Genomic DNA, 26,513 nt, shown 5'->3' on the forward strand with positions numbered 1-26,513 from the left:
TGCAGGTGGCGGTCGCGCAAATCAATTCGCTCGATAGCTTCCGGTCCGGACGTCGGCTTGCGGCCCTCTTGCGCGGCCATGAAGATGTAGCTGCGGCCGTGCAGGCGGCGCGGGCTGCTCTGCAGCGGACGGGTTGGTTCGATGATCTGGCGCTCTGGGACGAGGCCGTGCACGCCTTGTTCGAGGCCAATCTCGGTCAAGCCGTGGTGCAGGGCTTTCTGCGTCTATCGGAGCAATGGCCGGCGCAGCGATCGGCCGATGATCTGATCGCGATCGGCCGTGCGGTCCGGGACATCGGCTGCAGCGCCGGAAGCCGCGTCGCCCATGCGTTGCTGACCGAATTGTCCAAGCTGCTGCCGCGGCTTGCGGGTGCAGGAGAACTCACCGCGGTCCTCGTCGCGCTCGACCAACTCGCCGCCACTGGGCCGGAATCGGCGAGCCTCGCGATCGGTCGGCTGGGGCAGTTTCTGGCGCATGCCGGCGGCGAGGAGTTTGCGGCGTGGGTTTCCGCCGGCTTGCGCGCGAGTGGCGGTCGCGCATCGCGCCGCCGCGCCTATTTCGCGCTCGACGATCAGCTTTCGGCTCAACTGTTCGCAGCCGGCCGGAGCGGCGATGATTTCGCGCGGCTTGAGAAGCGGCTCGCTGCAACCACGATCGCGTTGTGGAACAGGAAGCCGCGTTTCCGCAAACTTGCCGTCGCACCGACGCCGGTGCCGCGGCGGACTTCGCTCACCGCCGGGCTCGTCGGTCTGCCGCAGACCTTTCCCGGCTTCGAAGGCGAGGCAGCGGACGCCGTCTATCTCGCGGCGGTCGCGCATGCCGGCGCGCATCTGGTGCATTCCAACGTCCGCTTTCCGGTGGGGCGACTGAAAGCGCTGCAGATCGCGCTGGTCTCGCTGATCGAGGATGCCCGGGTCGAGACGCTCGCGCTCCGCGAGATGCCCGGGCTGCGCCGGCTGTGGCTGCCATTTCACAGCGCGACGCCGGCCGGCCAGGCAACCGCAGCCGGACTGATGATGCGGCTGGCGCGGGCGCTGATCGATCCCGATTATCAGGATCCGGATGCGTGGGTGGCCAAGGGACAACAGCTGTTTGCCGCGGCCGCCGGCCGCTGGAGCGATCCCGCCATCAGCCGCGAGATCGGTGGCTTGCTCGGCAACGACATCGGACAGATGCGGCTGCAGTTCAACGCCAAGAGCTACGTCGTCGAACCTGCCTATCGCGACGACAATCTGGCGCTGTGGGATTTCGGCGACCAGCCGGACAGTCCGGCCGAGACGATCGAACTTGCCGTCGATTCCGTGCGGATCGAGCGGCGCGACGATGCGGGTGCCCAATCGAGCGACGACAACGCCAAGCCGGACGAGACGTTGCGCGCGAAGGCCAGCGCGGTCACGCTGCTGGATGGGTTTCCAGTCGCGACCTACCCGGAATGGGACTATGCGGCGCGTACCGAGCGGCCGGACTGGACCACGATCCTGGAGGCCGATGCCGCCGTTTCCGCGCAGCCCTTCGATTCCTCGACGGACGCCGAGGCGATGCGCTGGATCACGGAGTTGACCCGCGACGCGTCGATCGGCCGCCGTATCAGACACAAGGGCCAGCGCGACGGCGACGCGCTCGACATTGACGCGGCGATCGCCCTGACGATCGAGCGGCGCACCGGCAATATCAGCGAGCCCAGGGTCTACCAGCGCGATGCGCCCGGACCGCGCGATCTCGCCATCCTGCTGCTCTTGGACCTGTCGCAATCGACCGCCGATCGTGACCGCCGCGGCCGGACGGTCCTCGACGTCGAACGCAAGGCGGCCGCGATCATGGCGGCCGCGGTCGAGGCCGCCAATGATGCGATCGCGGTGCACGGTTTCAGCTCCGATGGCCGCGAGCGTGTGCGCTACCTGCGCATCAAGGGCTTTGCGGAGCCGATGGACGTAGTGGTTCGTGCGCGCCTCGCGGGCCTCGACAGCAGCCATTCCACCCGGCTGGGCGCGGCATTGCGCCATGCCGGGGGCTACCTCGCCGAACGACGCGCGTTCCGGAAAGTGCTGCTGGTTCTGACCGACGGCGAGCCGTCCGACGTCGACGTGCCGGATGCGCAATATCTCGTCGAGGACGCGCGCCGTGCCGCCCAGCAGCTGCGGCGGCGCGGCACCGATATCTTTGCCTTTGGCATCGGCGAGCACAGATTTCCCCAGCTCGATCGGATTTTCGGCGAGCGCTATGCGCTCCGCGTGCCGCGCATCGAGGTGTTGCCGCAACGGGTGATGCAGCTTTACGCGGAACTGAAGAAATAGTCGCCGGCTCTAGCCCGTTGCCCGGGGCAGGGAGCCCTTTGCGGTGATCTCCGCCGAGAGTTCCTCGATCGTCTTGCGCTGCTCCATGGCGGCGCGGCGGATCAGCGCAAAGGCAGCCGGTTCGGCCAGCGCATGGGTGTGCATGACCTGAAGGACCGCGGCGAGCACGACGCGGCGGGATCGCAGCCGCTGCTCCAGCTTGAGCACCTGCTGCTTCAGCTCGCTGGTGCGCTCGCTGCGCTCGAAAGCCAGGACGAGCGCAGCATAGATGCCGGCCGATCGCAGCGGCTTCACCAGAAATGACGCCGGATCGAGGTCGAGCACCAGCTTCAGACGGCTCGGCGTCTCGGTGCCGAGCAGGGCGATGACCGGGCTTCGCCCAATCGACGTCCGCAGCGCCGGCGAGGTGAGCGGCAGGAACTCGTCATCGATCAGCGTCACGTCGGGACGGCAGTCGATATTGGCACCGGGCTCCCATGTGACGATCTCGATCCCGAGGCGCTCGAACTGCCGCCTGACGATCGAGGCATCGCGCTCATCCTTGATGGCGACGAGCGCCTTGCGCCCCCGCAGCGAAAATGAAGACGGTTTGCTCATTTCACAACCCGCAAATGCGGCGCATTCGGCAACGTTCCATCCCTTGCCGGGCTGGCGGCGATGTCGAGCTGCGTCAGATAAGGATCCGGCCTGACCGGCGCTTCAGCTTCCCAGAAGATGTCAAACTGTCCTTCGGCGTTCGAGACGGCCAGCCGCGGCGTCAGGACGCAGTGGTTGTTGCTGCCGTCGATCCAGACCGGACCTTGCGGCGAATTGTAGCGATGGCCGGCCGCGGCGCGCCGCACCTCGCCGATATCGGATGTGCCGGCGCGCTGCAGCGCGCGGGCCAGCAGATAGACCGCGACATAGGCGGATTGCCCGTCGACGGACGGGCTGCTGTGTTCGCCGTGGCGCGCCTTCCAGCGCGCCACGAAGGCCCGGTTCTCGGGCAGGCGAATGCTTTCGAAATAGGCCGACGAGGTGATGCATCCGGCCGACGCGGGACCCGCGATCTTGAGCTCGGGCTCGCACAGGCTGCAGCTCAGCATCGGGATGTCGAGGCCGGCCGCGGCGGTCGCCGCATGAAAGGCGCGGATGAAGTCGTAGCTCGAACTGCCGACCAGCGTGTTGAAGACGACCGGCGGCCGGCGCCGCACGATCTCGTCCACGATGTGCGTGACCGCGCTTTCACCGAGTTCGAGCAGGCGTTCGGCGAGAATGCGTCCTTTGGCCGCCGTCACCAGCTCGCGGGTGACACGATTTGTTTCCCACGTCCAGACATAGTTGGAGCCGACACAGAAGATCTCGCGCGAAAGATTATCGAGCACGTAACGCACCAGCGGCAGCACGTTGTGATTGGGTGAGGCGCCGACATAGATGACGTTGTCGGAGCATTCGAACCCCTCGTAGCGCGCCGGATACCAGAGCAGGCGGTCGGTACGCTCGACGATCGGTAGCACCTGCTTGCGCGAGGCCGAGGTGTAGCAGCCGATGATGTGCTCGACGCCGACGTTGCGAATGAGGTCGTCGCAGACCGTATGGTACTCCGAGATGATTCCGCGGGGATCGCGGACATGCGCAGATATCGCGAAGTCGAACTCGTCCTGATTGTTGATTTCGTCGACCGCCATCATGGCGCTCTTCAGGATCTCGCGTCCCATGGCCTGATAGGGCCCGTGCTGCGAGCAGATGATGCCAACTGGAATGGAGGGCTTGGTCATTGAGTACTTTCGGCGACGCGACGCATCAAGGAAATCATCTTGGCAGAGGTCGGTGCAAGGGGTCATGCCGATTTGCTGCGCATGCACCTCGCGAAATTTGTGCAGCCAGCCTCGTTGACAACGCGCTGCACACCTCCTTAGAATTTTCTCCTACAGGGCTTCCTGTCGAACCTTGCGTGCGTCGATTTGGCCGATGACGTCCCGATCGCCGCGCAGAGTGCTCCGTTCGACCCCGGACCCATGCGATAGTTCATAGCCGCGGCATTTGGGCCATTCGTCACCTTCGTTTCGGAGGGGCGGGTGGCTTTTTGCTTTGCCGCTAAACAAATTGGCGACACGTCCGTGCCGCCAAGCCGGAGGCGCATGCGCGGTGATGGGCAGTGCCTGCGCTTGCGTCATGTCAAGTGCGGGGTGAGAAACGATGCCGACGACGGATCTTCACTATCTCGGGCTCATTGAGATCGGGCAGCAAATCCAGGCCAAAAAGCTCTCGCCGGTCGAGGTGACCAAGGCGATGCTCGGGCGGATCGAGCAGCTCGACGGCAAGCTCAAGAGCTACGCCTATGTGATGGGCGAGGCGGCGCTGGCCGAAGCGGCGGCAGCCGAGAAGGACATCGCGTCCGGCAAGATCAAGGGACCGCTCCACGGCGTGCCGATCGCCGTCAAGGATTTGTGCTGGGCGAAGGGCGCTCCGGCCGCGCACGGCATGACCATTCACCGGGACTTCCGGCCGAGCGAGGATGCCACGGTCGTCGCGCGGTTGAAGGATGCCGGCGCTGTTATCCTCGGCAAGCTGCAGCAGACCGAGGGCGCCTATGCCGACCACCACCCGAAGATCGATCCGCCGAAGAATCCGTGGAATGCGGATTTGTGGTCGGGTGCATCGTCGAGCGGTTCCGGCGTCGCCACCGCCGCGGGGCTTTGCTTCGGTTCGCTTGGCACCGATACGGGCGGCTCGATCCGCTTTCCATCGGCCGCCAACGGCATCACCGGGCTGAAGCCGACCTGGGGACGCGTGAGCCGTTATGGCGCTTTCGAACTCGCGGCGACGCTCGATCACATCGGGCCGATGGCGCGCAGCGCGGCCGATTGCGGCGCGATCCTCGCCGTGATTGCGGGCCAGGATCCCAAGGACACCACCTCCGTGCCGCTGCCCGTGCCGAACTATCTCGCCGGCCTGTCCGGCGATTTGCGCGGCGTGACGATCGGGGTCGATCGGCGCTGGACCAGCGAGGGTACCGACGAGGCCGCTGGCAAGGTGCTCAGCGAAGGGCTGCGCATTGCCGCCGATCTGGGCGCGAAGATCAAGGACATCACGTTCCCTGATCCCAAGGCCGTGATTGAGGACTGGTTCCCCTTGTGCGGCATCGAAGTGGCGGTCGCGCACGAAGAGACCTATCCCGCACGCAAGGACGAATATGGTCCCGCGCTCGCCGGCCTGCTCGATCTCGGCCGGGCGCAATCCGGCATGAACTATCAGAAGATCGTGCTGCGGCGCGAAGCATTCCGCGGCGCGGTGCGGCTGTTGTTCGAGACGGTCGATCTGATCGCCGTTCCGGCCCAGGCATTCGCTGCGCCGACATTGGCCAAGATGGCAGCGCTGGGTGAGGACCCGTCGCTGATTACCGGGCTGCTGCGCTTCACCTGTCCGTTCGACATGACCGGCAGCCCGACCGTGACGCTTCCCGGCGGCTTCGCGCCGAACGGCGGGCCGGTCGCCTTCCAGTTCGTCGGCCGACACTTCGACGAAGCAAGCCTCGTTCGCGCGGGCGATGCCTTCCAGCGCGTCACCGATTGGCACAAGCGCCATCCCGCGATCTGAATCGAGGAGCCGTTCGCATGACCGAAGACTGGTTGAAGAGTTCCATCATGGCTAAGCGCGCCCTTGCCAAGGGCGCGACCGGCACGACCCATAGCCTGACGATCGAGCAGCAGGGTGGCTTCCATTACGTCTATGGGCCCTATGCCAAGCCGACCCTGTCGATCGACCCGGGCGGGGTCGTCGTTGTCGAGACCGAAGACGCCTTCGGCGGCGTGCTCACCAGCGAAAGCGACAGCCCTACGGCGAAGCTGAACTTCCCCTATCTGAACCCGCAATGCGGGCCGATCGCGGTCAAGGGCGCCAGGAAGGGCGATTGCCTCGCCGTCTATATCCGCGATGTCGAGACCCGCGGCGCGCAGCCGGCCGGAACGACCTGCATCATTCCGGAGTTCGGCGGCCTGGTCGGGACGGCATCCACAGCTCTGCTCAATCCGCCGCTGCCGGAACGCGTCAAGAAGCTGCATGTCGACCGCAACGGCGTGCGCTGGAGCGACAAGATCACGCTGCCCTATGAGCCGTTTATCGGCACGATCGGCGTCTCGCCCGAGATCGAGGCGATCTCCTCGCTGCAGCCCGATTATCACGGCGGCAACATGGACCTGCCCGACGTCGCACCGGGCGCGATTATCTATCTGCCGGTGCATGCCGAAGGCGGGCTGCTCTATGTCGGCGACTGCCACGCCACGCAGGGCGATGGCGAGCTCTCGGGCGTCGCGCTGGAGCAGCGCGCGACTGTCACATTGCAGATCGATCTGATCAAGAACTGGAGCTTCGCCTGGCCGCGGCTGGAGACGCGCGACTTCATCATGACGATCGGCAGCGCACGCCCGCTCGAGGACGCCGCGCGCATCGCCTATCGCGAGCTCGTGCGCTGGATGAGCGCCGATTACGGCTTCGATGAGATCGACGCCTACATGCTGCTCAGCCAGGCCGGCCGCATGCGGCTCGGCAACATGGTCGATCCCAAATACACGATGGGGGCGTCGATCCTGAAGAATTACCTCAAGGCGTGACTTCAAACATCCTTCAACGACAGAGGACATCGCGATGTATTCGGGGCGTATAGTCGGAATGGCTTTGCTTGGTGCAATGCTCGGGACCGCGGCAATAGGTGCCGCCCAGGCGGCGGAGCCGCCGCTGAAGGTCGGCTTGCTGGAGGACGTCTCCGGCGATCTCGCCTTCATGGGCATGCCGAAGCTGCACGGCTCGCAGCTCGCGGTCGAGGAGATCAACAAGAGCGGCGGCATTCTCGGCCGGCAGATCGAGTTGATTCACCTTGATCCCCAAGGTGACAATGCCCGCTATCAGGAGTTCGGCCGGCGGCTGCTCAATCGCGACAAGGTCGACGTACTGATCGGCGGCATCACCTCGGCCTCGCGCGAGGCGTTGCGTCCGATCGTCGATCGCACCACCACGCCGTACTTCTATACGAACCAGTATGAAGGCGGTGTCTGCGACGCCAGCATGATCAGCATGGGCGCGGTGCCGGAGCAGCAGTTCTCGACCCTGATCCCCTGGATGGTCCAGAAGTTCGGCAAGAAGGTCTACGTCATCGCAGCCGACTACAATTTCGGGCAGATCTCCGCGGAGTGGAACCGCAAGATCATGAAGGACCTCGGCGGCGAGGTCGTGGGAGAGGAATTCATCCCGCTCGGCGTGTCGCAGTTCGCGCAGACGATCCAGAACATCCAGAAGGCGAAGCCGGACTGGCTGCTGACGATCAATGTCGGCGCGGCGCAAGACTCGTTCTTCGAGCAGGCTGCCGCGGCCAACCTCAATTTGCCGATGGGCTCTTCGATCAAGATCATGCTCGGCTTCGAACACAAGCGGTTCAAGCCGCCGGCGCTCAACAACATGCATGCGACCGCGAACTGGTTCGAGGAGATCGATACCCCCGAAGCCAACGATTTCAAGAAGCGCTGGCACGCAAAATTCCCCGATGAACTTTACATCAACGACATGGGCTACAATGCCTACAACGCGCTCTACATGTACAAGGCGCTGGTCGAGAAGGCGAAGTCGACCAAGCTCGAGGACATGCGCAAGGTGATCGCAACCGGCGATGCCTGCATCGACGCTCCCGAGGGCAAGGTCTGTATCGACCCGAAGAGCCAGCATACGTCGCACCGCATGCGCCTGATCTCGGTCGGGCCCAAGCATGAGGTGACGGTGGAGAAGGACTACGGGACGATCCAGCCGTACTGGCTTGGCGAGATCGGCTGCGACCTCACCAAGAAGAACGACAAGGATCAGTACACGCCGAGTCATCTCCCCAGCAAATCGTGATGCGCGCAGGTACGAATCTTGCTCGTGTTGTGCGTCACGACTTCGAACCGAGCCGGCGCCGCAATGATGCGGCGCCGCGATCAGGGAGACCGGAATGTCGGCTGAACTCTTCTCGGTATTCTATCAGTTCGCCGATGTCTTCGCGTTCCTGATCCTGTCGGCGGCGGGCCTGGCCATCGTGTTCGGCATGATGGGCGTCATCAACATGGCGCATGGCGAGTTCATCATGTGCGGCGCCTACGTCACCGTGGGGCTCGTCAACCTCGGCGTGCCGCTTCCGATTGCCCAGATCCTTGCTGCGCTGACCGCGGGGATCATCGGCATGATCGTCGAGTACCTCGTCGTGCGGCGCTTCTACAAGCGTCCGCTCGACTCGCTGCTCGCCACCTGGGGCCTCAGCCTGATCGTGACGCAGTCGATGCTGCTGATCGTCGGCTCCGCGGTGCGCGGTATCGGAACGCCGGAAGGAAGCTTTGCGATCGGGGGTTACACGTTTTCGACCTACCGCCTTGTGCTGTTCGGCTGTGCTGTGGCCGTGCTGGCCGGGCTCTACATCATCTTCATGAAGACGCGCTTTGGCGTGATCGCGCGCGCCACGATGCAGAATGCGGCGATGGCCAAGGCGCTCGGCGCGCGCACCGGGCGGATCTATTCCATCAGCTTCGGCATCGGCACCGCGCTCGCGGGGCTCTGCGGCGCGCTCTACGCGCCGACCATGACGCTGATCCCGACCATGGGAGCGACCTTTGTGGTCGAGAGCTTTGTCACCGTGGTGATCGGCGGCGCCAATGTCCTGCTTGGAACTGCGCCGGCCGCCGTGTTCCTGGCGATGATCCGGATGGCGCTGAATGCGAGCTACGGGCAGATCATCGGACAGATCGGCATGCTGTTTGCAGTCATCCTGATCATACGTGTGCTGCCCGAGGGACTATCCAGCGTGCTGGTTCGTCGTGGGCGCTAGACGGGAATCTCTGATGTTCAAGCTGCTCGAGGGCCCGCAGACGCTCGGACGCGGGAAGATCTTCTGGTCCTGCTTCCTCGCCGTGCTGGCGGGAGCACTGATCTATCCCCTGTTCGCTGATTCCTATGATGTCGGCAATTTCGCCTACTTCCTGATCTGGATCTTCATGGCGCTCGGCCTCTGCCTGATGTGGGGCTACGGCGGCATGCTGTCGTTCGGGCAGACCTTCTTCTTCGGCATCGCCGGCTACGGCTATGGCGTGCTGGCCATCAATATGGGCGGGGGAACGACCACGATCGCCGCGCTGGTTCTCTCCGTGGTCATCGCGATGATCGCGGCCGGGATCCTCGGCTACTTCATGATCTGGGGCGGCATCAGCGGGATTTTCTTCGGCATCGTGACGCTGTCGGCGACGCTGGTGCTTGCCTTCTTCCTCGGGCAGACCGCGGGGCCGGAATGGCATATCGGTCCGGCCCGGCTGAACGGCTTCAACGGCATGAAGGGAATGGACCCGCTCACGGTCGGCGACTTCGACATCGAGGGCTCGGCGCTTTACTACGTCATGATCGCGTTGATCGTGATCGTCTACATCGCGCTGCGCATGCTGGTGAACTCGAGCGTCGGCAACGTGATCGTGGCGACGCGGGAAAATCCGCAGCGCGCCGAGATGCTCGGCTATGACGTCCGCAAGTATCAGCTTCTGACCTTCGTGATCGGCAGCGGGCTCGCAGGCCTCAGCGGTGCGCTGTACACGTCCTGGGGGCAGTTCATCACGCCATCCAGCATCGGCCTGCCGGCGGCGGCGATGCCGATCGTGTGGGTGGCGTTCTCCGGACGCAACGATCTGACTGCGACCCTGGTCGGATCGTTCCTGCTGCTGTTCGGTTTCCAGACCATCACGGTCTACAGCCAGCAAGCGGCGCTGGTGCTGATGGGCGTGCTGCTGCTCGCCACCGTGATGCTGGCGCCGCAAGGCTTCGTGCTCGGCATCGGCAAGCTCGTCGTCGATTGGTGGACCAGGCGTCGGCGCCGCGACGAGGCCCCCGCGCTGGCCGATGCCGCCCGCCTGCAATCGGATGAGACCTGAATCATGGCGTTGGTCGACGTAAAAGGCGTATCGAAACGTTTCGGTGGATTGACTGCCGTATCCGACGTCGACCTGACGGTCAATGCCGGCGAGGTGCACTGCCTGATCGGGCCCAACGGGGCCGGGAAAAGCACGCTGTTCAAATTGATCGTCGGGCTCTATCCGCCGACCACGGGCAGCATCTTTTTCGACTCGATCGACATCACCGCCGAGCGGCCCTACGCGCGGGTGCAGCGCGGCATGAGCATCAAGATGCAGGCGCCGAGCGTGTTCAAGGAGCTGCCGGTGCGGCAGAACATCCAGATCGCGCTGCAGGAACGCATTTCGGGCGCGGAATGCCGTGCTGAAGAGGAGCGGCTGCTCGCGTTGCTCAATCTCGCTGATGATAGCGGCAAGCTCGCCGGTGCGCTGTCGCACGGCCAGCAGCAATGGCTGGAGATCGGAATGGCGCTGGCGCTGCAACCGCAGCTGCTGTTGCTGGACGAGCCGACCGCCGGCATGTCGCCGGAAGAGACTTTCAAGACCGGCGAGCTGATCAAGTCGTTCAATGCCGAGGGCATGACCGTCCTGGTCGTCGAGCACGACATGGCGTTCGTGCGTCAGGTCGCCCAGCGCGTCACCGTCCTGCATCTTGGCAAGATTTTCGCACGCGGCAGCCTCGAGGCCATCCTGGAAGATGAGAAGGTCGCTGAAATCTACCTGGGTAAGACCCATGCCCACTGATCGCATTCTGGAGGTGTCGGGACTTTGGGCGGGCTACGGCGCGACGCCGATCCTGCAGGGCGTCAGCATGTCGGTCTCGCGCGGCGAGATCGTCGGCGTGATCGGCCGCAACGGCGTCGGCAAGTCGACCCTGATGCGGTGCCTGATCGGTCTGCTGCAGACCTGGCGCGGCACCATCAGCTTCATGGATCGGGATGTCACGCAGCTCGAGGCCGATGCGCGGGCGCGCGCCGGCTTCGGCTACATCCCGCAGGGCCGCGACGTGTTTCCGCAAATGAGCGTCGAGGAGAATTTGCAGGTCGGCGAGTTGATCGGCGGGCCCGAAGGCAAGAAGCTGCCGGAGCTGGTCTACGAGTATTTTCCGCGCCTGAAGGAGCGCCGGCGCCAGATCGCGGGCACCATGTCGGGCGGCGAACAGCAGCAGCTTGCGATCGGCCGCGCGCTGATCGGCAATCCGGCGCTGATGATCCTCGACGAGCCGTCGGAGGGCATCCAGCCGTCGATCGTGCAGCACATTTGCGAGGCGCTGAAATCGTTCCGGGCGGAGCTCGGGACCACGATCGTGTTCGTCGAGCAGAACCTCGACACTATCCTGGAGATCGCGCAGCGCTGCTACATCATGGAGAAGGGCAAGATCACGCGATCGCTGGCCGGTGAGGAGGTCAACGCAGACAACGTTCGCGCTCAGCTGTTGCTGTGATCGACCGCGCCACGCGGTAAGGATCAGTGCGTTGCATAATTGATAATAATGGAGGGAATGGACATGGATCTCGGACTCAAGGGAGCGAAGGTTCTCGTTACCGGCAGCACCAAGGGTATCGGCAGGGCGATCGCCGACACGTTCGCGGCCGAGGGCGCCAATGTCGGCATCTGTGCGCGCAACCAGGGTGACGTCGACGCTGCGGTCACAGCGCTCAAGGCCAAGGGCGTTGCGGTATTCGGTGCTGCCGTCGATGTCTCGAACGGGCCGGCCCTGAAGGCCTGGGTCGCCGACATGGCGTCCAAGCTCGGCGGCATCGATGTCGTGGTCGCCAATGTCAGCGCGCTGTCGATCGGGCAGGACGAGGAGAGCTGGGAGAAGGAATTCTCGACCGACATGATGGGGACGGTGCGCCTCGTCAACGCGGCGATGCCGTATCTGGAGAAGAGCGGCGCTGCCGCGATCGTCACGATATCGAGCGTTTCGGGACGCGAGGTCGATTTTGCCAGCGGTCCCTACGGAACGTTCAAGGCGGCGATCATCCACTACACGCAGGGCCTCGCCTACCAGCTCGCGGCCAAGGGCATCCGCGCCAATTCGGTGTCGCCGGGCAACACCTACTTCGAAGGTGGTGTCTGGAACATGATCAAGGACGGCAATCCCGAACTGTACAAGACCGCACTGGCGCTCAACCCGACCGGCCGCATGGGCACGCCGCAGGAGATGGCGAACGCCGCCGTGTTCCTGGCGAGCAGGGCGGCGAGCTTCATCACGGGGACCAACCTCGTGGTGGACGGCGCGTTGACGCGCGGCGTCCAGTTCTAGGCGGGTCGCGCCGTCAGCGGAGTCGCGAGATCGCCGCCCGCGGCGGCGGTCCGGGCAGGCATTTTCCGATAACAGCAGGGCGTCAGATGTCAGCGGATTCATTGCACTACAAATCCATCACCGAAATCTCCGAGCTCATTCGCCGCAAGGAGGCGAAGCCCTAGGAGATCACCGAGGCGATGCTGAGCCGGATTGCGAAGCTGGACGGACAGTTTCACGGCTATGCGCTGGTCCTTGCGGGGCGGGCGATGGCCCAGGCCAAGCAGTACGATGCGGAGATTGCCAAGGGCATCTGGCGCGGCCCGCTGCATGGCGTTCCAATCGGGCTGAAGGACCTTTGCTACACCTCGTTTGCGCCGACCGCGGGCGGCACCACGATCCACGCCAAATTCGTGCCGTCCTTCAATGCCACGATCGTGGACCGGCTCGAAGTCGCCGGCGCGGTGACGCTCGGCAAGCTGAAGATGACGGAGGGGGCCTACACCAGTCACCATCCGGCCGTTCAGGCCCCGCTCAACCCGTGGAATGTGAACTACTGGGTTGGCTCCTCGTCGACCGGATCGGGCGTCGCGACCTCGGCGGGGCTCTGCTACGGCTCGATCGGCAGCGACACCGGCGGCTCGATCCGCTTTCCGTCGGCGACCTGCGGGTTGACCGGGATCAAGCCGACCTGGGGGCGGGTCAGCCGCTACGGCGTCTTCCCGCTGGCCGACTCGCTCGATCACGTCGGGCCGATGTGCCGCAGCGCTGCAGATGCCGCGGCGATGCTCGGCGTCATCGCGGGTGCTGATATCAACGACCCGACCGCCTTGCGGGCCCCGGTGCCGAACTATCTGGCCGGCATCGGCGACGGCATAAGAGGCCTCAGGATCGGCGTTGACCGCAGGTACACCCAGGAGGGCATCGATCGACAGGTCGTGACCGCCTTGCTGCAGGCCGAACGCACGCTCGCCGCGCTCGGTGCCGACATCCACGAGGTGCATTTCCCGCCCTATCAGAAGCTCGTCAGCCAGTGGATTGCGATGTGCTCGGTGGAGACGGCTGAGGCTCATCTGGACACCTACCCGTCGCGCAAGTCGGAATACGGACCGGACCTCGCACAGCTGATCGAGCAGGGCAGGGCGACGAGCGGCGTCGATATTGCGGCCATCCATCATGAACGGTTGAAGTTCAGCGGCAGCCTCGCCGCCATGTTCGAAGATATCGACCTGCTGCTGATCCCGACGATGCCGGTGCCGATCCCGACGCTCTCCAAGATGAGCGAATACGGCGCCGACCCCAGCGTGCTGCTGAGCATTCTGCGCTTCACGGCGGTGTTCGATTTCTCGGGCAGCCCGACCATCACGCTGCCGATGGGCATGGCCTCGGACCAGATGCCGCTCAGCATGCAGCTGGTCGGCCCGCATCTCTCGGAAGACGTGCTGGTCCGCGCCGGCGCCGCGTTCCAGTCGGTGACGGACTGGCATACGCGGCGGCCGCCGATCGAATAGGGGCCGCTAGCCGGTCTTGTCGACATTCCAGAACAGCGGCACCGGCGCGCGGACGATGTCCTTCAGAGCCTTGCGCGTCGCGGCCGGTTGATTGTACTGCCCGGTCGGGACGTGGGTGACCACCTCGTAGGCGCGCGCCTGGATCTTGTCGGCCAGCGCCTTCTGGTCCGGCGGCGCCGCGGTGCGGGCAAAGCTGTCGCGCAGCCGCTCGAGCTCGGCATCCTCGACCCAGCCGAAGAAGCCGCCGTTCTTGCCCTTGCCGTTGACGCAGGCATTGCCGATCGGATTGACGAGGTCGGCGCTGGCCCAAGTCGAATGGTAGAGCGACCAGCCGCCTTCGGCCGGCATCGACTGTTTGGCGCGTCGCGCCACCACCGAACCCCAATCCATCGCGAGCAGGTTGACGTTCATGCCGATCGAACGCAGTGCCTCGGCGGTCACCGTGCCGAGCGCGGTGATGATCGGGGCATCGGTTGCGTGCAGGATCGTGATCGGCTCGCCCTTGTAGCCGCCCTGCTTGAGCAGCTCCCTGGCTTTCGCGGTGTCCGCCTTGGTCGACCATCCGACCGCGCTTTCGAACGGCGTGTCCGCGATGAAGATCGCCGGCGTGATCTTGTAGTAATCGGGATTGCCGATCTGGGTGTCGAGCCAGTCCTTCTGGTTCACCGCGTGCAGCACGGCCTGGCGGATCTCCGGCCGGTCGAACGGCGGCACCAGCCAGTTCATCCGGCACATGCCGGAGAAGCCCAGCGTGTTGTAATCGGTCAGCTCGACATTGGAGGCGCGCGCGAGAATCGGATGATGGTCGTGCGGCGGCACCTCGAAATAGTCGATCTCGTCGTTGACAAGCGCGTTGGTCGCGATCTGGAAGTCCGGCACGCTGATCCATTCGTAGCGGCCGATCTTGACCACCTTGCCGCCGCCGGTGCCGTCGGACGGCTCGTCGCGGGAAACGTAGTCCGGGTTCTTCTCATAAGCGGCCTTGACGCCGGGTTGGAATTCCGCCGTCACGAAGCGGAATGGTCCGGAGCCGACATGATCTGATATGGCCTGGTCGGCGGGCGTCGCGGCGATCCGCGCCGGCACGATGAAGGGCACGTTGGCGGTCGGCTTGCCGAGCGCCGCCAGCACGAAGCCGCACGGCTCCTTCAGCGCCATGCGGAAGGTGCGCTCGTCGATCGCCTTCAGCGCGGCGACGAATTCGAACAGTTTCTGGCCCATCGTGTCGCGCCGCGCCCAGCGCTGCAGCGAGGGGATGACGTCGGCCGACGTCACCGCGCTGCCGTCATGGAATTTGAGGCCGGGCCGCAGGCGGAAGGTGTAGGTCAGGCCGTCGGCGGAGACCTCCCAGGCCTCGACCATCTGCGGCTTGATCTCGAATTTCGCATTGGTCGAGAACAGCGTGTCATAGATCATGTAGCCGTGGTTGCGCGCGGTCCACGCCGTCGTCATGATCGGGTCCGTCGCGCGCAGCGGCGCGTGCATGACGGCCGTGATCGTCTTCGAACTGGCCCGCGCGACGCGCGGCATCGCGATGCCGAGGCTTGCTCCCGCGCCGATCTGCAACAGACGGCGCCGGTTGATCGATGGTCCCATGATGTCCCCCTGTCGCAACCGGTCAGGCCTTGCCGGCAAGCCTGGCCGCGATCGCGCGGTAGCCGCGCATCCACATGTGATCGAGATCGAGATCCATCGGCAGCGGCTGCGAGGAGACGCGCGCGATCACGGTCTCGTTGGTGGGATCGATGTAGATCCACTGGCCGTGGATGCCGACCGCGGCAAACGGCGTTTCGCGCCGATCGAGGGTGTACCACTTGTTGCGGTAATTGCCGTTTGGAAACACCTTCGTCAGGTCGCCGCGCGACCAGGCCTCGGCATTGCCGTTGTGCCTGATGTCGTCGATCCACCAGCCGGGGACGACCTGTCGTCCGTTGCTGATGCCGTGATTGCGCATCATCTCGCCGAAGCGGGCGAGATCGCGCAGTGTCGCGCAGATGCCGCCGGCGACGCGGCCTGCGCCGCGTGAATCGACGGTGATGTAGGCGTCGTGCTCGGCGCCCATCGGCTGCCACAGATAGTGCGAGAGGATCTTTGCGTAGGACAGGCCGCAGGCGCGCTCATAGACCCAGCCGAGCACATCGGTGTTGGTCGAGACGTAGTGGAAGGTCTCTCCATGCGGTGCGCCGTTCGGCCGCAGCGTGCGCAGATAGTCGCGCAGATTGCTCGGCGGAACTGCAGGATCCGGCAGCTCCCAACCGGTCGAGCGCCGGTAGTTCATGACGTCGCCGTCGCGCGCCATGTAATCCTCGTCGAAGCGGATGCCGACGCTCATGTCGAGCAGATGCCGCACCGTGCAGCTGCTGCCATAGACCGAGCCTTCCATCTCCGGGATGTAGCGGGTCACCGGCGCGTCGGGGTCGAGCTTGCCGTGATCGGCAAGGATGCCGCCGAGCGTTCCGGCGACCGACTTGCTGACGGAGAAGATCAGGTGCGGGGTATCGGGCGTCAGGCCATGGGCATACCATTCGAACGCAACCTGTCCGCGATGCGATACCACGATGCCGTCGGTGTGGCTGGCGCGCAGCGCCTCGCCGACGCCGACCGTCTCGCCGCGCGGGTTGGCGAAGCTGACGTCGTCGAGATAGCGCGGCGCAAACGACAGCGGCGCCGGCGCTGCGGTGCGCGCGATGTTCGCGGTGGGCAGCAGTTCGCGGACATTGCGGAATGCCCACTCGTTGAAGGGATGCTGACGCCAGTTGGCGAGCGTGACCTGTTCGTCGGCCGCCGATGGGAAGGCGGCCATGATGCGACGCGAATTCATTCTTGATCCAGCAATGACATCGGATGATGTGCGAAAGTTCCGCATGGCTCGCGTCGCTCGCAATCAACCGGATGGTGGAGGGGGCCGTTGGGTTACTTCGGCGTAACCGTTTCCCCGGATGCGCGCTTCGTGCGCTTGGCCCGCAATTTGCTTGACTATGGCCCGCGGCTGCCCCAGCGTGACGGGCATGCGGCGCGCAGACGTTCGCCATCGGGAAACATCGGGAGGTAGGTCATGATCGCGCTTCTGGGCCGACCGGATCCGGCAACCACGCAGGCCATTCAGTTCGCGCGCGGCATTCTCGAGGGGTCGGCGACCGCGTTCTACGAGGTCGACGGCAATTTGACCCTCAACCGCTTCGTGCTCAGCAGCAACGTGCCGCCGAGTTTCCACGATCAGTATCTTGCCGGCATGAACCGGCTCGATCCGTTGCATCCGCGCTCGGCAAGCAACCGGCCGATTGCACGGCTGAGCACAGCGCTCGACCAATGCGCGACCCAGGAGGCGGCGACCTACCGTGCCTTCGCCGGTCAATGCGGCGTCGCCGACATGATCGAGTTCTTCTTCCGCCGCAACGACCGCATCGTCGCCGGAATGAGCGTGCTGTGGGCGCCGGGCTGCGCGATCCCGGATGGCAGCATGCACATTGCGGAGAAGATCCACGACTACCTCGAGTTCAACCTGACCAGCCGCCTGTCGTCGAATGCCGACGAGCCGGCGCGCTTTGGCCTGACCTCGCGCGAGATGGAAGTCGTCGAGCTCTTGTGCTGCGGCCGAACCAACCGCGAGATCGGCGAATGCCTGAACATCGGTCTCGCGACGGTGAAGACGCATCTGATCCATATCTTCGAGAAGCTCGGCGTCGAGACCCGCTCCGCCGTGGTAGCGATGATGTCGCGGCCGCATTGAGGCGCGGGCTGTCGATTACGAGTCCGCGGCTCGTTCAGCACGTCGTCCCTGCGAAAGCAGGGAACGATACGCCGCGGCGGATGTTGAGAACGGGATTCGTCGTTCGGGCGTCGCTCAACAATGACTGCCTGTGGTTATGGGTCCCTGCTCCCGTGCGCAATTGCGCACTAGGCAGGGACGACGGTGAGGATGGTTCTACGCCAAGGCTTCAACGGGGTTTTTGGTCTTGGGCACGCCAGAGCTTCAGCGGAGGCGGCGATCCGGGCGATGACACCGAAGAACATGCCAGCACACCGCTCCTTCCACGCGTCGTCCCGGCGAAGGCCGGGACCCATAACCACAGGATTGGGTTGGTGAGGAAAGCCGTGGCCACAGCGTCGGGCAACAATTGAGATTTGGGGTAATGGGTCCTGGCTTTCGCCAGGACGACATTGAGTGTGTGGCGCGGTCTGTGAGTCACACATCCATATTCTCGCGACATGTTTTGTCCGAGTTTTGTATCTCGTTTCGCCGCTCTGAATTCAGAGGGCGCAGGGAAAGCCGGGTGCCGATCGCACCCATGGGCCCCGTGCAAAAGGTAGAAAGCACAGGGGTAGGACCACAGGTGTAACCGGAAACAACCCGGCTTTCCCTGCGCGATGGCTTACGGCTTATACGTGCTCTCCCCGGCGAGACTGGGCTTTGTTGTCACCGTCTTCGCAACGCGCATCGCGCAATGCGAAAAGACACCTGCCGCTAGGGCGTCAGGCCTGCACGATTTCGCCGTCCGCTTCACGCGCATTCGTCAGTTGCGCAATCGGCGTCCACCGCATCTCGACCCACGTTCGTGACGACCGCGAAGCGCCCCTCGATCGGGCGAGACGGGTGATCTATAGCACTGTGTTGAACTTCGGATAAAGCGAAATATTTTCGCGAGTGAGGGTTGACAGGTTTTTGCTGTGTTGCCCGTCGGGTTGATTTGTCGCATCCGAAATTGGGCGGGACCGTCGCTTCGTGGGCCCGAAGCGGCGATCCCTGATCGCGCGAGGTGCATGGTCGGGTGTGGGTAAATGTCGGCCAATCCGCACGACTAGGGACATAGTAAATCGACGAATGCACGCGGCAATTGCCATTCTGAGCTAGCCCCTGCGTAACAGATTTAGTGGCTACTGAATCCAGCGGCGCAAAAGTGGTAGCGCGGCGCAGCAATTGCGGTTCCTGGTGGATGAGATTCAGGAGAAAGGCGTAACGTCATCGGTGGAGGCTGGCCGCTACAGCCTCCGAAGCCGCCGTTAGCCCCAGCTCACCCCCTGAGCTGGGGCGCGCCGGAGCGCACGAAGGGTAGGCCAATCAGAGGCGCGAGCTGACTCTCGTCGCCGCGCCCTTCGACGCTGCCTTTGACTTTGCGCGCGTCGTCACGCCATGTCTGGAAGATGCTGCAATTCGGGTATGTCGCTTGCCGGCCAGTCTTGTGTGCCTTGATACCGTACGATGAGCAGCATACTCCCGACCATCGACCGGTGCGAGATGCGCAGGGTCTCCATTCAAATATGGACGTCCAACTCCGAACTGCTTTTCGTGCTCGTCGATCCATTTCCACAATCTCTTGGTCTCGATTGCACGCTCCTCCTTGCTGCCGCCATTCATGCTGACGACGTCTGCGGCGAGCCCGTGACCATAGCCTCCACGCGAGCTGCCACCGTGATAAGACTTGTCACTTGCGGCCTTCAGCCCGTTTGCAATCGATTGGCGGTAGTCATCGCGGAATCCGCTTGTGATCCCGGGTGCCAGTCTGGCCTGTTCCGCTGCATGGAGCATATAGAACAGCTTTAGCTTGAAGGCTCGATCCATCCCTCCGATCACGTAATCCATCAGAGGCATGCGGGCTCTTTCTGCCGCCTTGGGGTCTTTCCATCCGAAGTCATTTTCGACCCGCTTCGGGAAGCTGCGTGTGACGGTGATCAGCTTGCGCTTCCGTTTGATGATCACGTCCCTTTTTTCGTACACGACGATCCAGTCGGTCTTCGGCGCGCGCATGTAAAGCGCGCCAAGGAACCGGTCGATGCACCTCTCGGCAACAAAGCATTCGTCCAGGACCAAGACTGTATCGACATTGTCCGGAGCGGCCTTGAGCGGGTCGACAACGTTGGTCGTGGATACCTGCTCAGTTTGCTTCTCGGTTGGTGTCGTCGGCAGAGCCTCGGGCGACGCTCGGTCCGCATCCGGCAATGCACTCCCGTTGGCATCGGATTGAGCCGACGGTTCGGATGCCGTCACCTGTCGGCTCGACTCCTCATTGGGCGACGCTGCGCGCACGTCGTGAACAACGGCGCAGCATGACAGTGAAACCAGAGACGAGGCAATGCGTAACCAACCAGCCCCGCAACCGAACCGACTTCGCCTGGCGCCATGAAGCCCTTTGAGAGATGACATCGGCATTGGCAGTCAACATGAGCGAAATTGATCAGGTAGCGTGCCATCGCGCTCCGGGCTTGGCAACCAGTTACCCACTACGAATCGCTGCCGAGCACGCAACTATTCAGACAGGCCGAAAAAATTCCTCACGCGCAGGTTTGACAGGTTTTGCCCGGTTGCCCGCCGGATCAATTCGCCGCGTCCAAGAAGCGTCTAGCGGGATAACCATCGTCCCATTCACCGATCCACCGTTAGGTGGATTGCCGCTCACGGCGCGGCCAGCCGAGAGTCCGCCAAGGACCGGTGTCGTATTCGACAATGTTGGCGAGCGGCTACCGCTCGCAACATCAGAGGATTCGACATGCGCGATTTCATGGCCATCGGCCGCTCGGTGGCGGTTGCGGAGCGTGGCATGGCCGCAACCTCCCACCCGCAGGCGACGCTGGCCGCGGTCGAGATGCTGAAGGCCGGCGGCAATGCCGTCGATGCCGCGGTGGCGGCGGTCGCGGTGCAGGGCGTGGTCGAGCCGCAGATGACCGGGATCGGCGGCGACTGCTTCGCGCTGTATTCGCCTGACGCCGGCGAGCCGATCGCGCTGAATGGCTCTGGCCGCACGCCGGCCGCGACCGATGCCGAGAAATTTGCCGCATGCGGCGCGCGCGACATTCCGCCGACCGCGCCCGAGGCGGTGACCGTGCCCGGCGCGATCGATGCGTGGTGCAGGCTGGTCGCCGATCACGGCAGCAGGTCGCTGGAGGAGATCTTCCGGCCGGCGATCTCGGCTGCCGAGCGGGGCTTTTGCGTGACGCCGCGCGTCGCGGAGGACTGGCGCCGCTTCCGGGCCCGGATCGAGATCGACGGCAATGCGGCAGCGCAGTTCCTGCCCGGTGGCAAGGCGCCTGAGGCCGGCGACATCCGTACGCAACCCGCGCTCGGCCGCACTCTTCGCCGGATCGCGCAGCACGGGCGCGACGCGTTCTACGCGGGCGAGGCTGCCGACGAGATGGTGGCCATCTTGCGCGTCCTGGGCGGCGCTCACAGCACCGACGATTTCGCTGCCCAGACCTCCGACTATGTGCGCCCGATCTCGGCGCGCTACCACGACCACGACGTGGTCGAATGTCCGCCAAACGGGCAGGGCCTGGCCGCACTGATGATCCTGCGGACGCTTGCAGGCTTCGATGTCGGCAAGCTCGGAGAGGCCGATCGCATCCATTTGCTGGCCGAAGCCACCAAGGCCGCCTACTTGGCGCGCGATGCGTTCTTCTGCGATCCCGCCACCGGCAAGGTCGATCCGGCCGCCTTCCTTGCCGACGACTATATCGGGAGGATTCGTGGCAAGATCGACATGCGCCGTGCATCGGCGCCCGCGACCTGGGACGATATCGAGCACCGCGACACCGTCTATGTCACGGTGGTCGACCGCGACCTCAATGCCGTGTCGCTGATCAACTCGCTGTTCTATCCGTTCGGCAGCGGCATCTACGCGCCGAAATCGGGCGTGCTGTTGCATAACCGCGGCTGGAGCTTTCGCGCCAGGCCCGGACATCCGAATTCGCTCGGGCCGCGCAAGCGGCCGATGCACACCATCATCCCGGGCCTGCTGCGGAAGGACGACAAGACCGTGATGTCGTTCGGCGTGATGGGCGGGCATTACCAGGCCGCGGGCCATGCCAATCTGCTGTCGAACATCTTCGACATGCAGATGGATATTCAGGCCGCGGCCGAGGCGCCGCGCTCCTTTGCCTTCGACGGCGCGCTGTCGCTGGAGACGACCATTTCTCCAGGGATACGCGACGATCTTCGCGCCCGCGGCCACGATGCCCGGTTCTCGGAGGAGCCGATCGGCGGCTGCCAGGCGATCCGCATCGACCATGCGAGGGGCGTGCTGTTCGGTGCCTCCGACCACCGCAAGGACGGCCTCGCGCTGGGCTTCTGAAGGGCGATGGGATTGCGTCGAAGAGCGACCGCGAGGGCGGTGCCCTCCCTCCCTCTCCCGCTTGCGGGGGAGGGCCGGGGTGGGGGCTCTCTCCGCGAGTCACATTGCGGAGAGAGCCCCCACCCGTCGCGCTGCGCGCGCCGACCTCCCCCGCAAGCGGGAGAGGTGAAGCAGAGCCTGCTGCTAATTCGAAAAAAGTGATGTCGTTCTGCGCCGAGCCGCCTGTATCGCGGCAGGCGGCGGAGCATCCACCGGACGGTGGATTGTTCCAAATGCCGACATGCCGAACGTTTGGCCATCATGCCGGCGTCGTGCGCGGTTCAGCCCTGTGCACCGCACGGTGAGAGGCTGATCGCTCCAGGCTTTCCCAATCGAGAAGTTTGATCCGTATGAACAGGACATTCGCCGACACGGTCTTCCGCAACGGCCGGATCTACACGTCGAACCGCGGGCAACCCTGGGCGACATGCGCGGCCGTCAAGACCGGCCGGTTCATCGCGGTGGGCGAGGAGCGCGACGTCGCGGCGCTGATCGGCGAGGGGACGGCGACCGTCGATCTCGGCGGACGCATGGCGATGCCGGGGATCGTCGACATCCACAATCACATCATGATGGGCGGGCAGGCCGATCTCTACGAGCTGCGCTTCTCCAACGCCGACAGCATTCCAAGGATCGCCGAGACCTTGCACAAGGCCGCGTCGGCTGCTGCGCCGGGCGCCTGGATCGTCGGCGGGCAGTTCGGCAACAATCTCCTGAACGAGATGAACACCGCGGAGTCCTGTGCGCTGCTGGACGCGGCCTGCCTCGGGCATCCCGTCGTGCTGCGCGACGACACCTATCATAATCGCTGGGCGAGCTCTGCGGCGCTGCGGCTGGCCGGCGTTGCGGCCGATACGGCTGACCCGACCGACGGCGAGATCGGCCGCGACCTCAAGACCGGCACGCTGACCGGGATCATGATCGAGGCCGCCTCGGGCCTGGTCGAGCGGGCGCTCGCGGCTTCCGGTCACTACACGGCCGAGATGGACCGCGCGGCGGTGGCGCGTTCGATCTCGGTGCTGAATGCCTATGGCGTCACCGCCTTCATCGACGCTGCCAGCATGCAGCCGATCATGGCGGCGCTGAAGGGCCTCGACGACCGCGGCGAGCTCACGGCCTGGGCGGTCTGTGCGATGCCGGTGGTCGAGCCGGGTTTCATGTTCGGCAAGGCCGGCGAGGAGCTGTTCGCGCTGCGCGAGGATTACCGCGGCGCGCACGTGAAACCCGACTATGTGAAGGTGTTCCTCGACGGCGTACCGGGCGCCAAGACCGCGGCCTTCCACGAGCCGTATGTGGCCGATCCCGTGCGCGGCTGCTGCTTCCGCGGCGCCACCATGCTGACCGTGCCGGACCTGATCCGCTGGCTCGGGCGCTGCGAAAAGCTCGGCCTTGCCGCGAAGATCCATTGCGCGGGCGATGCCGCGGTGACCCAGGCGCTCGACGCCATCGATGTCGTGCGCAGCTTCAACGGCCCGACCCATCTGATCCATCAGATCGCGCATGCGAGCTATATCGCGCCCGACGATATCAAGCGCTTCGCCGAGCTCGGGGTCGCGGCCGATCTGTCACCGATCATCTGGTATCCGACCATCTTCCTCGAGGCGCACAAGGCCGCGATGGGCGAGGAGCGGGCGCAGCGCTTCTGGCCGAACCGCGATCTGAAAGAGGCAGGCGCGCTGATGGCCGGCGGCTCGGACTGGCCGGTGATCCCGATCCCCGATCCCTGGCAGGGCATCGAGGGCATGGTGACGCGGCAAAATCCGACCGGCGATTTTCCCGGCAAGTCGCTGTGGGCAGAGCAGGCGCTCGACCTCAAGACTGTGATCGACATCTACACCATCGATGCCGCACGCGCGGCCGGGCTCGGCCAGTCGATCGGCTCGATCGAGGTGGGAAAGTCCGCCGATTTGATCGTGCTCGACCAGATGATCTTCGACATCCCGCCGGATCAATTGGCCGATACACGGGTCGAGATGACCTTCTTCGAGGGCCGCAAGGTTCACGAGCGGGGCGCGTGATGGGCACGGTGAATCAGATCCCGGTGACGGTGCTGACCGGCTTCCTCGGCAGCGGCAAGACCACGGTGCTGAACCATTTGCTGCACCAGCCCGAACTCAATGGCGTCGTCGCCATCATCAACGAGTTCGGCGAGGTGGCGCTGGATCATCTGCTGGTCGAGAGCAGCGAGGACCGCTTGGCGCTGCTCGACAATGGCTGCATCTGCTGCTCGGTGCGCGAGGATCTGATCGAGACGCTGGCCGACCTTGCGTCGCGCCGCGCTGACGGCACGATCCCGCCGTTCCACCGGGTGCTGGTCGAGACCACCGGGCTCGCCGATCCCGTGCCCGTGCTGCACACGCTGATGACGGCGCCCGATGTCCTCAGTCGCTACCGGATCGACGGCGTGGTCGCGACCGTCGATGCTGTTAATGGTGTGCACACCCTTGCGGCGCATGGCGAGGCCGTCAGGCAGATCGCGGTCGCCGACCGGCTGCTGGTCACCAAGACCGACCTTGCCGCCGGTGATGCACTGGCGCGGCTTGACGCCCAGCTTGCGGCGATCAATCCGGTCGCGACGCGCACGAAGGTGCGAAACGGGGTCGTCGATCCGGCGAATGTCCTCGATGCCGGCCTGTTCGATCCGGCGGCGCGCTCCGCCGATGTCGTGCGCTGGTTCGATCTGGCGTCGCAGGCGGCCAACGCGCCGCACCATCACGGGGATCATCACTGCGCGGGCGAGGCGTGCGGCCACCACAGCCATCACGCGCACGATGCCGGCGTGTCGTCCTACAGCCTGATCATCGACGAGCCGATCCAGCGCGAGGCGTTTGCGCGCTGGCTCGACTATGTCGCGGCGCTCAAAGGCGAGGACCTGCTGCGCTTCAAGGCGATCGTGCACGTCGCCGAGCAGCCCGACGCGCCCATGGTGGTGCACGGCGTGCAGCACGTGTTCCATCCGCCGATCACGCTTGCCGGCTGGCCGTCGGCGGACCGGCGCTCGCGGCTCGTCTTCATCGTGCGCGGCATCCCGCGCCGGATCATCGAAAACACCTTGTGCAAATTCGCCGCGGTGAGCCGTGCGGCGATCCAGCGATCGGCTGCGTGAGCCGCAGTCAGGCATTTTCATCATTGGTTGTGGAGGGAGAGGGACATGACTGAGACAAAGAACAATACCGCGTCCGGCCGGCTCGACCGGCGCACGCTCTTGAAAGTGGCCGGTGCCACCGGTCTCGCATCGGCGATGAACGTGCCGCTGGTCAATGTCGCGGGGGCCGCCGGCAACACCATCAAGATCGGCTGGGTCGGCTGCCTCTCCGGCGTCCGGGCGCAGTTCGCCGAGCCCGATCCGTGGATCCATGAGCGCATCAAGGCGCGGCTGAAGGACGGCCTGAAGATCGGGGGCAAGACCTATCAGGTCGAGCTGGTGTTCAAGGACAATCAATCCGATCCGAACCGCTCGTCGGTGATCGCGAGCGAGCTGGTGCTGCGTGAAAAGTGCGACCTGATCCTGATCGAGGATGGCGACGCCCAGCCGCCGGTGCAGGAGCTCGCCGACGCGCGCGGCATTCCCACCATCTCGACCATGGTGCCGTGGCAGGGCTGGATGTTCCCGCGCAAGTCGACGCCGGACAAGGGTTTTCCCTACAGCTACCACTTTTTCTGGGGCGCCGACGACGTTGCGAAGAACTTCTTGGGCATGTGGCAGTCGGTCGAGACCAACAAGAAGGTCGGCACGCTCTACATCGACAACCCGCCGGGCCAGGCGTTCTCCGATCCGAAGCTCGGCCTGCCGGCGGGCATCTCGGCGGCCAGCTATCAGGAATTCTCGGCCGGCAAATTCCAGATCGCGACCGACGACTTCACCAACCAGATCGCGCTGTTCAAGAACAACGGCGTCGACATCGTCTCCGGCTTCACATTCAGCAATCACTGGGTGACGCTGTGGAACCAGGCCGCCCAGGCCGGTTTCAAGCCGCAGATCTGCACGGTGGCGGCGGCCTTCCTGTTCCCGGCTGCAGTTAATGCGCTCGGCGATCGCGGCGACGGCATGTCGACCGAGGTGTGGTGGACGCCGGCCTATCCGTTCAAGTCCTCGCTGACCGGGCAGAACGCTGGCGAGCTCGCCGCGGAATGGGAGAAGACGACAGGCAAGCAGTGGACCCAGCCGATCGGCTACGCCCATGCGCTGTGGGAGGTCGGGCTCGCGGCGTTGCAGAACAGCGATCCCAAGGACAAGAACTCATTGCGCGATGCGATCGCCGGCCTCGACATGGAGACCGTGGTCGGCCGGGTCAAGTTCAAGGACAGCCCGATCAAGAACGTCGCGGTGACCTCGCTGTCGGGCGGGCAATGGCGCAAGGCCAAGGGCGGCAAGTCGAAATACGAGCTCCTGATCGTGCACAACGGAACGGCGCCGTTCATCCCGAAGCAGGCCGATCTCCAGCTGCTCTCCAAGCTGGCCTGAG

General features: G+C 64.7%; 19 protein-coding genes and 1 pseudogene. 15 read left to right on the forward strand and 5 right to left on the reverse strand.

The window, feature by feature from the left end; all coding sequences use genetic code 11:
* The first annotated feature begins 5 nt into the window (after nucleotides 1-5).
* Complete coding sequence (locus tag QJT82_RS01470; protein ID WP_155258878.1) at nucleotides 6-2,294, forward strand: VWA domain-containing protein; 2,289 nt, start codon at nucleotides 6-8, stop codon at nucleotides 2,292-2,294.
* 9 nt (nucleotides 2,295-2,303) lie between these two features.
* On the opposite strand, the gene QJT82_RS01475 is transcribed toward QJT82_RS01470, so the two are convergent.
* Entirely contained in the window at nucleotides 2,304-2,891 is a 588-nt protein-coding gene (locus QJT82_RS01475; RefSeq protein WP_028345131.1) for an ANTAR domain-containing protein, read from the reverse strand.
* Nucleotides 2,888-4,051 (reverse strand): transporter substrate-binding domain-containing protein, encoded by a 1,164-nt coding sequence (locus QJT82_RS01480; RefSeq protein WP_028345130.1) that lies wholly within the window; start codon nucleotides 4,049-4,051, stop codon nucleotides 2,888-2,890. Before QJT82_RS01480 ends, QJT82_RS01475 begins: the two co-directional genes overlap by 4 nt.
* 421 nt (nucleotides 4,052-4,472) lie before the next feature.
* Between QJT82_RS01480 and QJT82_RS01485 the strand changes: the two genes are divergently transcribed.
* From QJT82_RS01485 to QJT82_RS01525, 9 genes and pseudogenes are all read left to right on the forward strand, one after another.
* Nucleotides 4,473-5,873, forward strand: a complete 1,401-nt coding sequence (locus QJT82_RS01485) for an amidase (RefSeq protein ID WP_028345129.1) — start codon at nucleotides 4,473-4,475, stop codon at nucleotides 5,871-5,873.
* A 17-nt stretch (nucleotides 5,874-5,890) separates the two neighbouring features.
* Nucleotides 5,891-6,886, forward strand: coding sequence for an acetamidase/formamidase family protein (locus QJT82_RS01490; protein WP_028345128.1), 996 nt, complete (start codon nucleotides 5,891-5,893; stop codon nucleotides 6,884-6,886).
* Nucleotides 6,887-6,944: 58 nt separating this feature from the next.
* A complete protein-coding gene (locus QJT82_RS01495) occupies nucleotides 6,945-8,159 on the forward strand; it encodes an urea ABC transporter substrate-binding protein (RefSeq protein ID WP_155258877.1) in 1,215 nt (404 codons plus the stop codon).
* A gap of 94 nt (nucleotides 8,160-8,253) precedes the next feature.
* Nucleotides 8,254-9,120 (forward strand): branched-chain amino acid ABC transporter permease, encoded by an 867-nt coding sequence (locus QJT82_RS01500; RefSeq protein ID WP_018270848.1) that lies wholly within the window; start codon nucleotides 8,254-8,256, stop codon nucleotides 9,118-9,120.
* Nucleotides 9,121-9,133: 13 nt separating this feature from the next.
* Nucleotides 9,134-10,207 carry a branched-chain amino acid ABC transporter permease gene (locus QJT82_RS01505; RefSeq protein WP_028345126.1) on the forward strand — a complete coding sequence of 358 codons (1,074 nt, stop codon included), beginning with the start codon at nucleotides 9,134-9,136 and terminating at the stop codon, nucleotides 10,205-10,207.
* 3 nt (nucleotides 10,208-10,210) lie between these two features.
* Nucleotides 10,211-10,930: an ATP-binding cassette domain-containing protein gene (locus QJT82_RS01510; protein ID WP_018270850.1), complete on the forward strand. Its 720-nt coding sequence runs from the start codon at nucleotides 10,211-10,213 to the stop codon at nucleotides 10,928-10,930.
* Nucleotides 10,920-11,630 (forward strand): ABC transporter ATP-binding protein, encoded by a 711-nt coding sequence (locus QJT82_RS01515; protein WP_063607147.1) that lies wholly within the window; start codon nucleotides 10,920-10,922, stop codon nucleotides 11,628-11,630. Before QJT82_RS01510 ends, QJT82_RS01515 begins: the two co-directional genes overlap by 11 nt.
* Before the next feature lie 63 nt (nucleotides 11,631-11,693).
* Nucleotides 11,694-12,455, forward strand: coding sequence for an SDR family NAD(P)-dependent oxidoreductase (locus tag QJT82_RS01520; protein ID WP_028345124.1), 762 nt, complete (start codon nucleotides 11,694-11,696; stop codon nucleotides 12,453-12,455).
* A gap of 86 nt (nucleotides 12,456-12,541) precedes the next feature.
* Nucleotides 12,542-13,945 (forward strand): annotated as a pseudogene (locus QJT82_RS01525) (amidase).
* A 6-nt stretch (nucleotides 13,946-13,951) separates the two neighbouring features.
* Here the strand turns inward: QJT82_RS01525 and QJT82_RS01530 are convergent.
* Together QJT82_RS01530 and QJT82_RS01535 are read right to left on the reverse strand one after the other, a co-directional pair.
* A complete protein-coding gene (locus QJT82_RS01530) occupies nucleotides 13,952-15,541 on the reverse strand; it encodes an ABC transporter substrate-binding protein (protein ID WP_028345122.1) in 1,590 nt (529 codons plus the stop codon).
* 22 nt (nucleotides 15,542-15,563) lie between these two features.
* Complete coding sequence (locus tag QJT82_RS01535; RefSeq protein ID WP_028345121.1) at nucleotides 15,564-16,766, reverse strand: serine hydrolase; 1,203 nt, start codon at nucleotides 16,764-16,766, stop codon at nucleotides 15,564-15,566.
* Between the two features lie 234 nt (nucleotides 16,767-17,000).
* Here QJT82_RS01535 and QJT82_RS01540 point away from each other — a divergent pair, with 234 nt between their 5' ends.
* Nucleotides 17,001-17,675 carry a LuxR C-terminal-related transcriptional regulator gene (locus tag QJT82_RS01540; protein ID WP_028345120.1) on the forward strand — a complete coding sequence of 225 codons (675 nt, stop codon included), beginning with the start codon at nucleotides 17,001-17,003 and terminating at the stop codon, nucleotides 17,673-17,675.
* 1,329 nt (nucleotides 17,676-19,004) lie between these two features.
* Here QJT82_RS01540 and QJT82_RS01545 read toward each other — a convergent pair.
* The gene (locus tag QJT82_RS01545; protein WP_245288959.1) at nucleotides 19,005-19,931 is read right to left on the reverse strand and encodes a D-alanyl-D-alanine carboxypeptidase family protein; all 927 of its coding nucleotides are present in this window, start codon (nucleotides 19,929-19,931) and stop codon (nucleotides 19,005-19,007) included.
* A gap of 499 nt (nucleotides 19,932-20,430) precedes the next feature.
* On the opposite strand from QJT82_RS01545, the gene QJT82_RS01550 reads away from it, so the two are divergent.
* From QJT82_RS01550 to QJT82_RS01565, 4 genes are all read left to right on the forward strand, one after another.
* Nucleotides 20,431-22,008 (forward strand): gamma-glutamyltransferase family protein, encoded by a 1,578-nt coding sequence (locus tag QJT82_RS01550; RefSeq protein ID WP_028345119.1) that lies wholly within the window; start codon nucleotides 20,431-20,433, stop codon nucleotides 22,006-22,008.
* Between the two features lie 389 nt (nucleotides 22,009-22,397).
* A complete protein-coding gene (locus QJT82_RS01555; protein ID WP_028345118.1) occupies nucleotides 22,398-24,065 on the forward strand; it encodes an amidohydrolase in 1,668 nt (555 codons plus the stop codon).
* A complete protein-coding gene (locus tag QJT82_RS01560) occupies nucleotides 24,065-25,153 on the forward strand; it encodes a GTP-binding protein (protein WP_028345117.1) in 1,089 nt (362 codons plus the stop codon). Before QJT82_RS01555 ends, QJT82_RS01560 begins: the two co-directional genes overlap by 1 nt.
* A gap of 45 nt (nucleotides 25,154-25,198) precedes the next feature.
* The gene (locus QJT82_RS01565; RefSeq protein ID WP_028345116.1) at nucleotides 25,199-26,512 is read left to right on the forward strand and encodes an ABC transporter substrate-binding protein; all 1,314 of its coding nucleotides are present in this window, start codon (nucleotides 25,199-25,201) and stop codon (nucleotides 26,510-26,512) included.
* Nucleotide 26,513: the final 1 nt, after the last annotated feature.

The sequence above is a fragment of the Bradyrhizobium sp. Mp19 genome (genome assembly GCF_029952935.1).
Classification (GTDB): domain Bacteria; phylum Pseudomonadota; class Alphaproteobacteria; order Rhizobiales; family Xanthobacteraceae; genus Bradyrhizobium; species Bradyrhizobium elkanii.

What these genes read in the sequence shown, in the direction of transcription:
- QJT82_RS01520 (WP_028345124.1), top strand. Translation starts at nt 11,694, where the DNA reads ATGGATCTCGGACTCAAGGGAGCGAAGGTTCTCGTTACCGGCAGCACC.
- QJT82_RS01555 (WP_028345118.1), top strand. Translation starts at nt 22,398, where the DNA reads ATGAACAGGACATTCGCCGACACGGTCTTCCGCAACGGCCGGATCTAC.
- QJT82_RS01565 (WP_028345116.1), top strand. Translation starts at nt 25,199, where the DNA reads ATGACTGAGACAAAGAACAATACCGCGTCCGGCCGGCTCGACCGGCGC.
- QJT82_RS01505 (WP_028345126.1), top strand. Translation starts at nt 9,134, where the DNA reads ATGTTCAAGCTGCTCGAGGGCCCGCAGACGCTCGGACGCGGGAAGATC.
- QJT82_RS01515 (WP_063607147.1), top strand. Translation starts at nt 10,920, where the DNA reads ATGCCCACTGATCGCATTCTGGAGGTGTCGGGACTTTGGGCGGGCTAC.
- QJT82_RS01510 (WP_018270850.1), top strand. Translation starts at nt 10,211, where the DNA reads ATGGCGTTGGTCGACGTAAAAGGCGTATCGAAACGTTTCGGTGGATTG.
- QJT82_RS01540 (WP_028345120.1), top strand. Translation starts at nt 17,001, where the DNA reads ATGATCGCGCTTCTGGGCCGACCGGATCCGGCAACCACGCAGGCCATT.
- QJT82_RS01485 (WP_028345129.1), top strand. Translation starts at nt 4,473, where the DNA reads ATGCCGACGACGGATCTTCACTATCTCGGGCTCATTGAGATCGGGCAG.
- QJT82_RS01490 (WP_028345128.1), top strand. Translation starts at nt 5,891, where the DNA reads ATGACCGAAGACTGGTTGAAGAGTTCCATCATGGCTAAGCGCGCCCTT.
- QJT82_RS01500 (WP_018270848.1), top strand. Translation starts at nt 8,254, where the DNA reads ATGTCGGCTGAACTCTTCTCGGTATTCTATCAGTTCGCCGATGTCTTC.
- QJT82_RS01475 (WP_028345131.1), bottom strand. Translation starts at nt 2,891, where the DNA reads ATGAGCAAACCGTCTTCATTTTCGCTGCGGGGGCGCAAGGCGCTCGTC.
- QJT82_RS01535 (WP_028345121.1), bottom strand. Translation starts at nt 16,766, where the DNA reads ATGAATTCGCGTCGCATCATGGCCGCCTTCCCATCGGCGGCCGACGAA.
- QJT82_RS01560 (WP_028345117.1), top strand. Translation starts at nt 24,065, where the DNA reads ATGGGCACGGTGAATCAGATCCCGGTGACGGTGCTGACCGGCTTCCTC.
- QJT82_RS01550 (WP_028345119.1), top strand. Translation starts at nt 20,431, where the DNA reads ATGCGCGATTTCATGGCCATCGGCCGCTCGGTGGCGGTTGCGGAGCGT.
- QJT82_RS01530 (WP_028345122.1), bottom strand. Translation starts at nt 15,541, where the DNA reads ATGGGACCATCGATCAACCGGCGCCGTCTGTTGCAGATCGGCGCGGGA.
- QJT82_RS01495 (WP_155258877.1), top strand. Translation starts at nt 6,945, where the DNA reads ATGGCTTTGCTTGGTGCAATGCTCGGGACCGCGGCAATAGGTGCCGCC.
- QJT82_RS01480 (WP_028345130.1), bottom strand. Translation starts at nt 4,051, where the DNA reads ATGACCAAGCCCTCCATTCCAGTTGGCATCATCTGCTCGCAGCACGGG.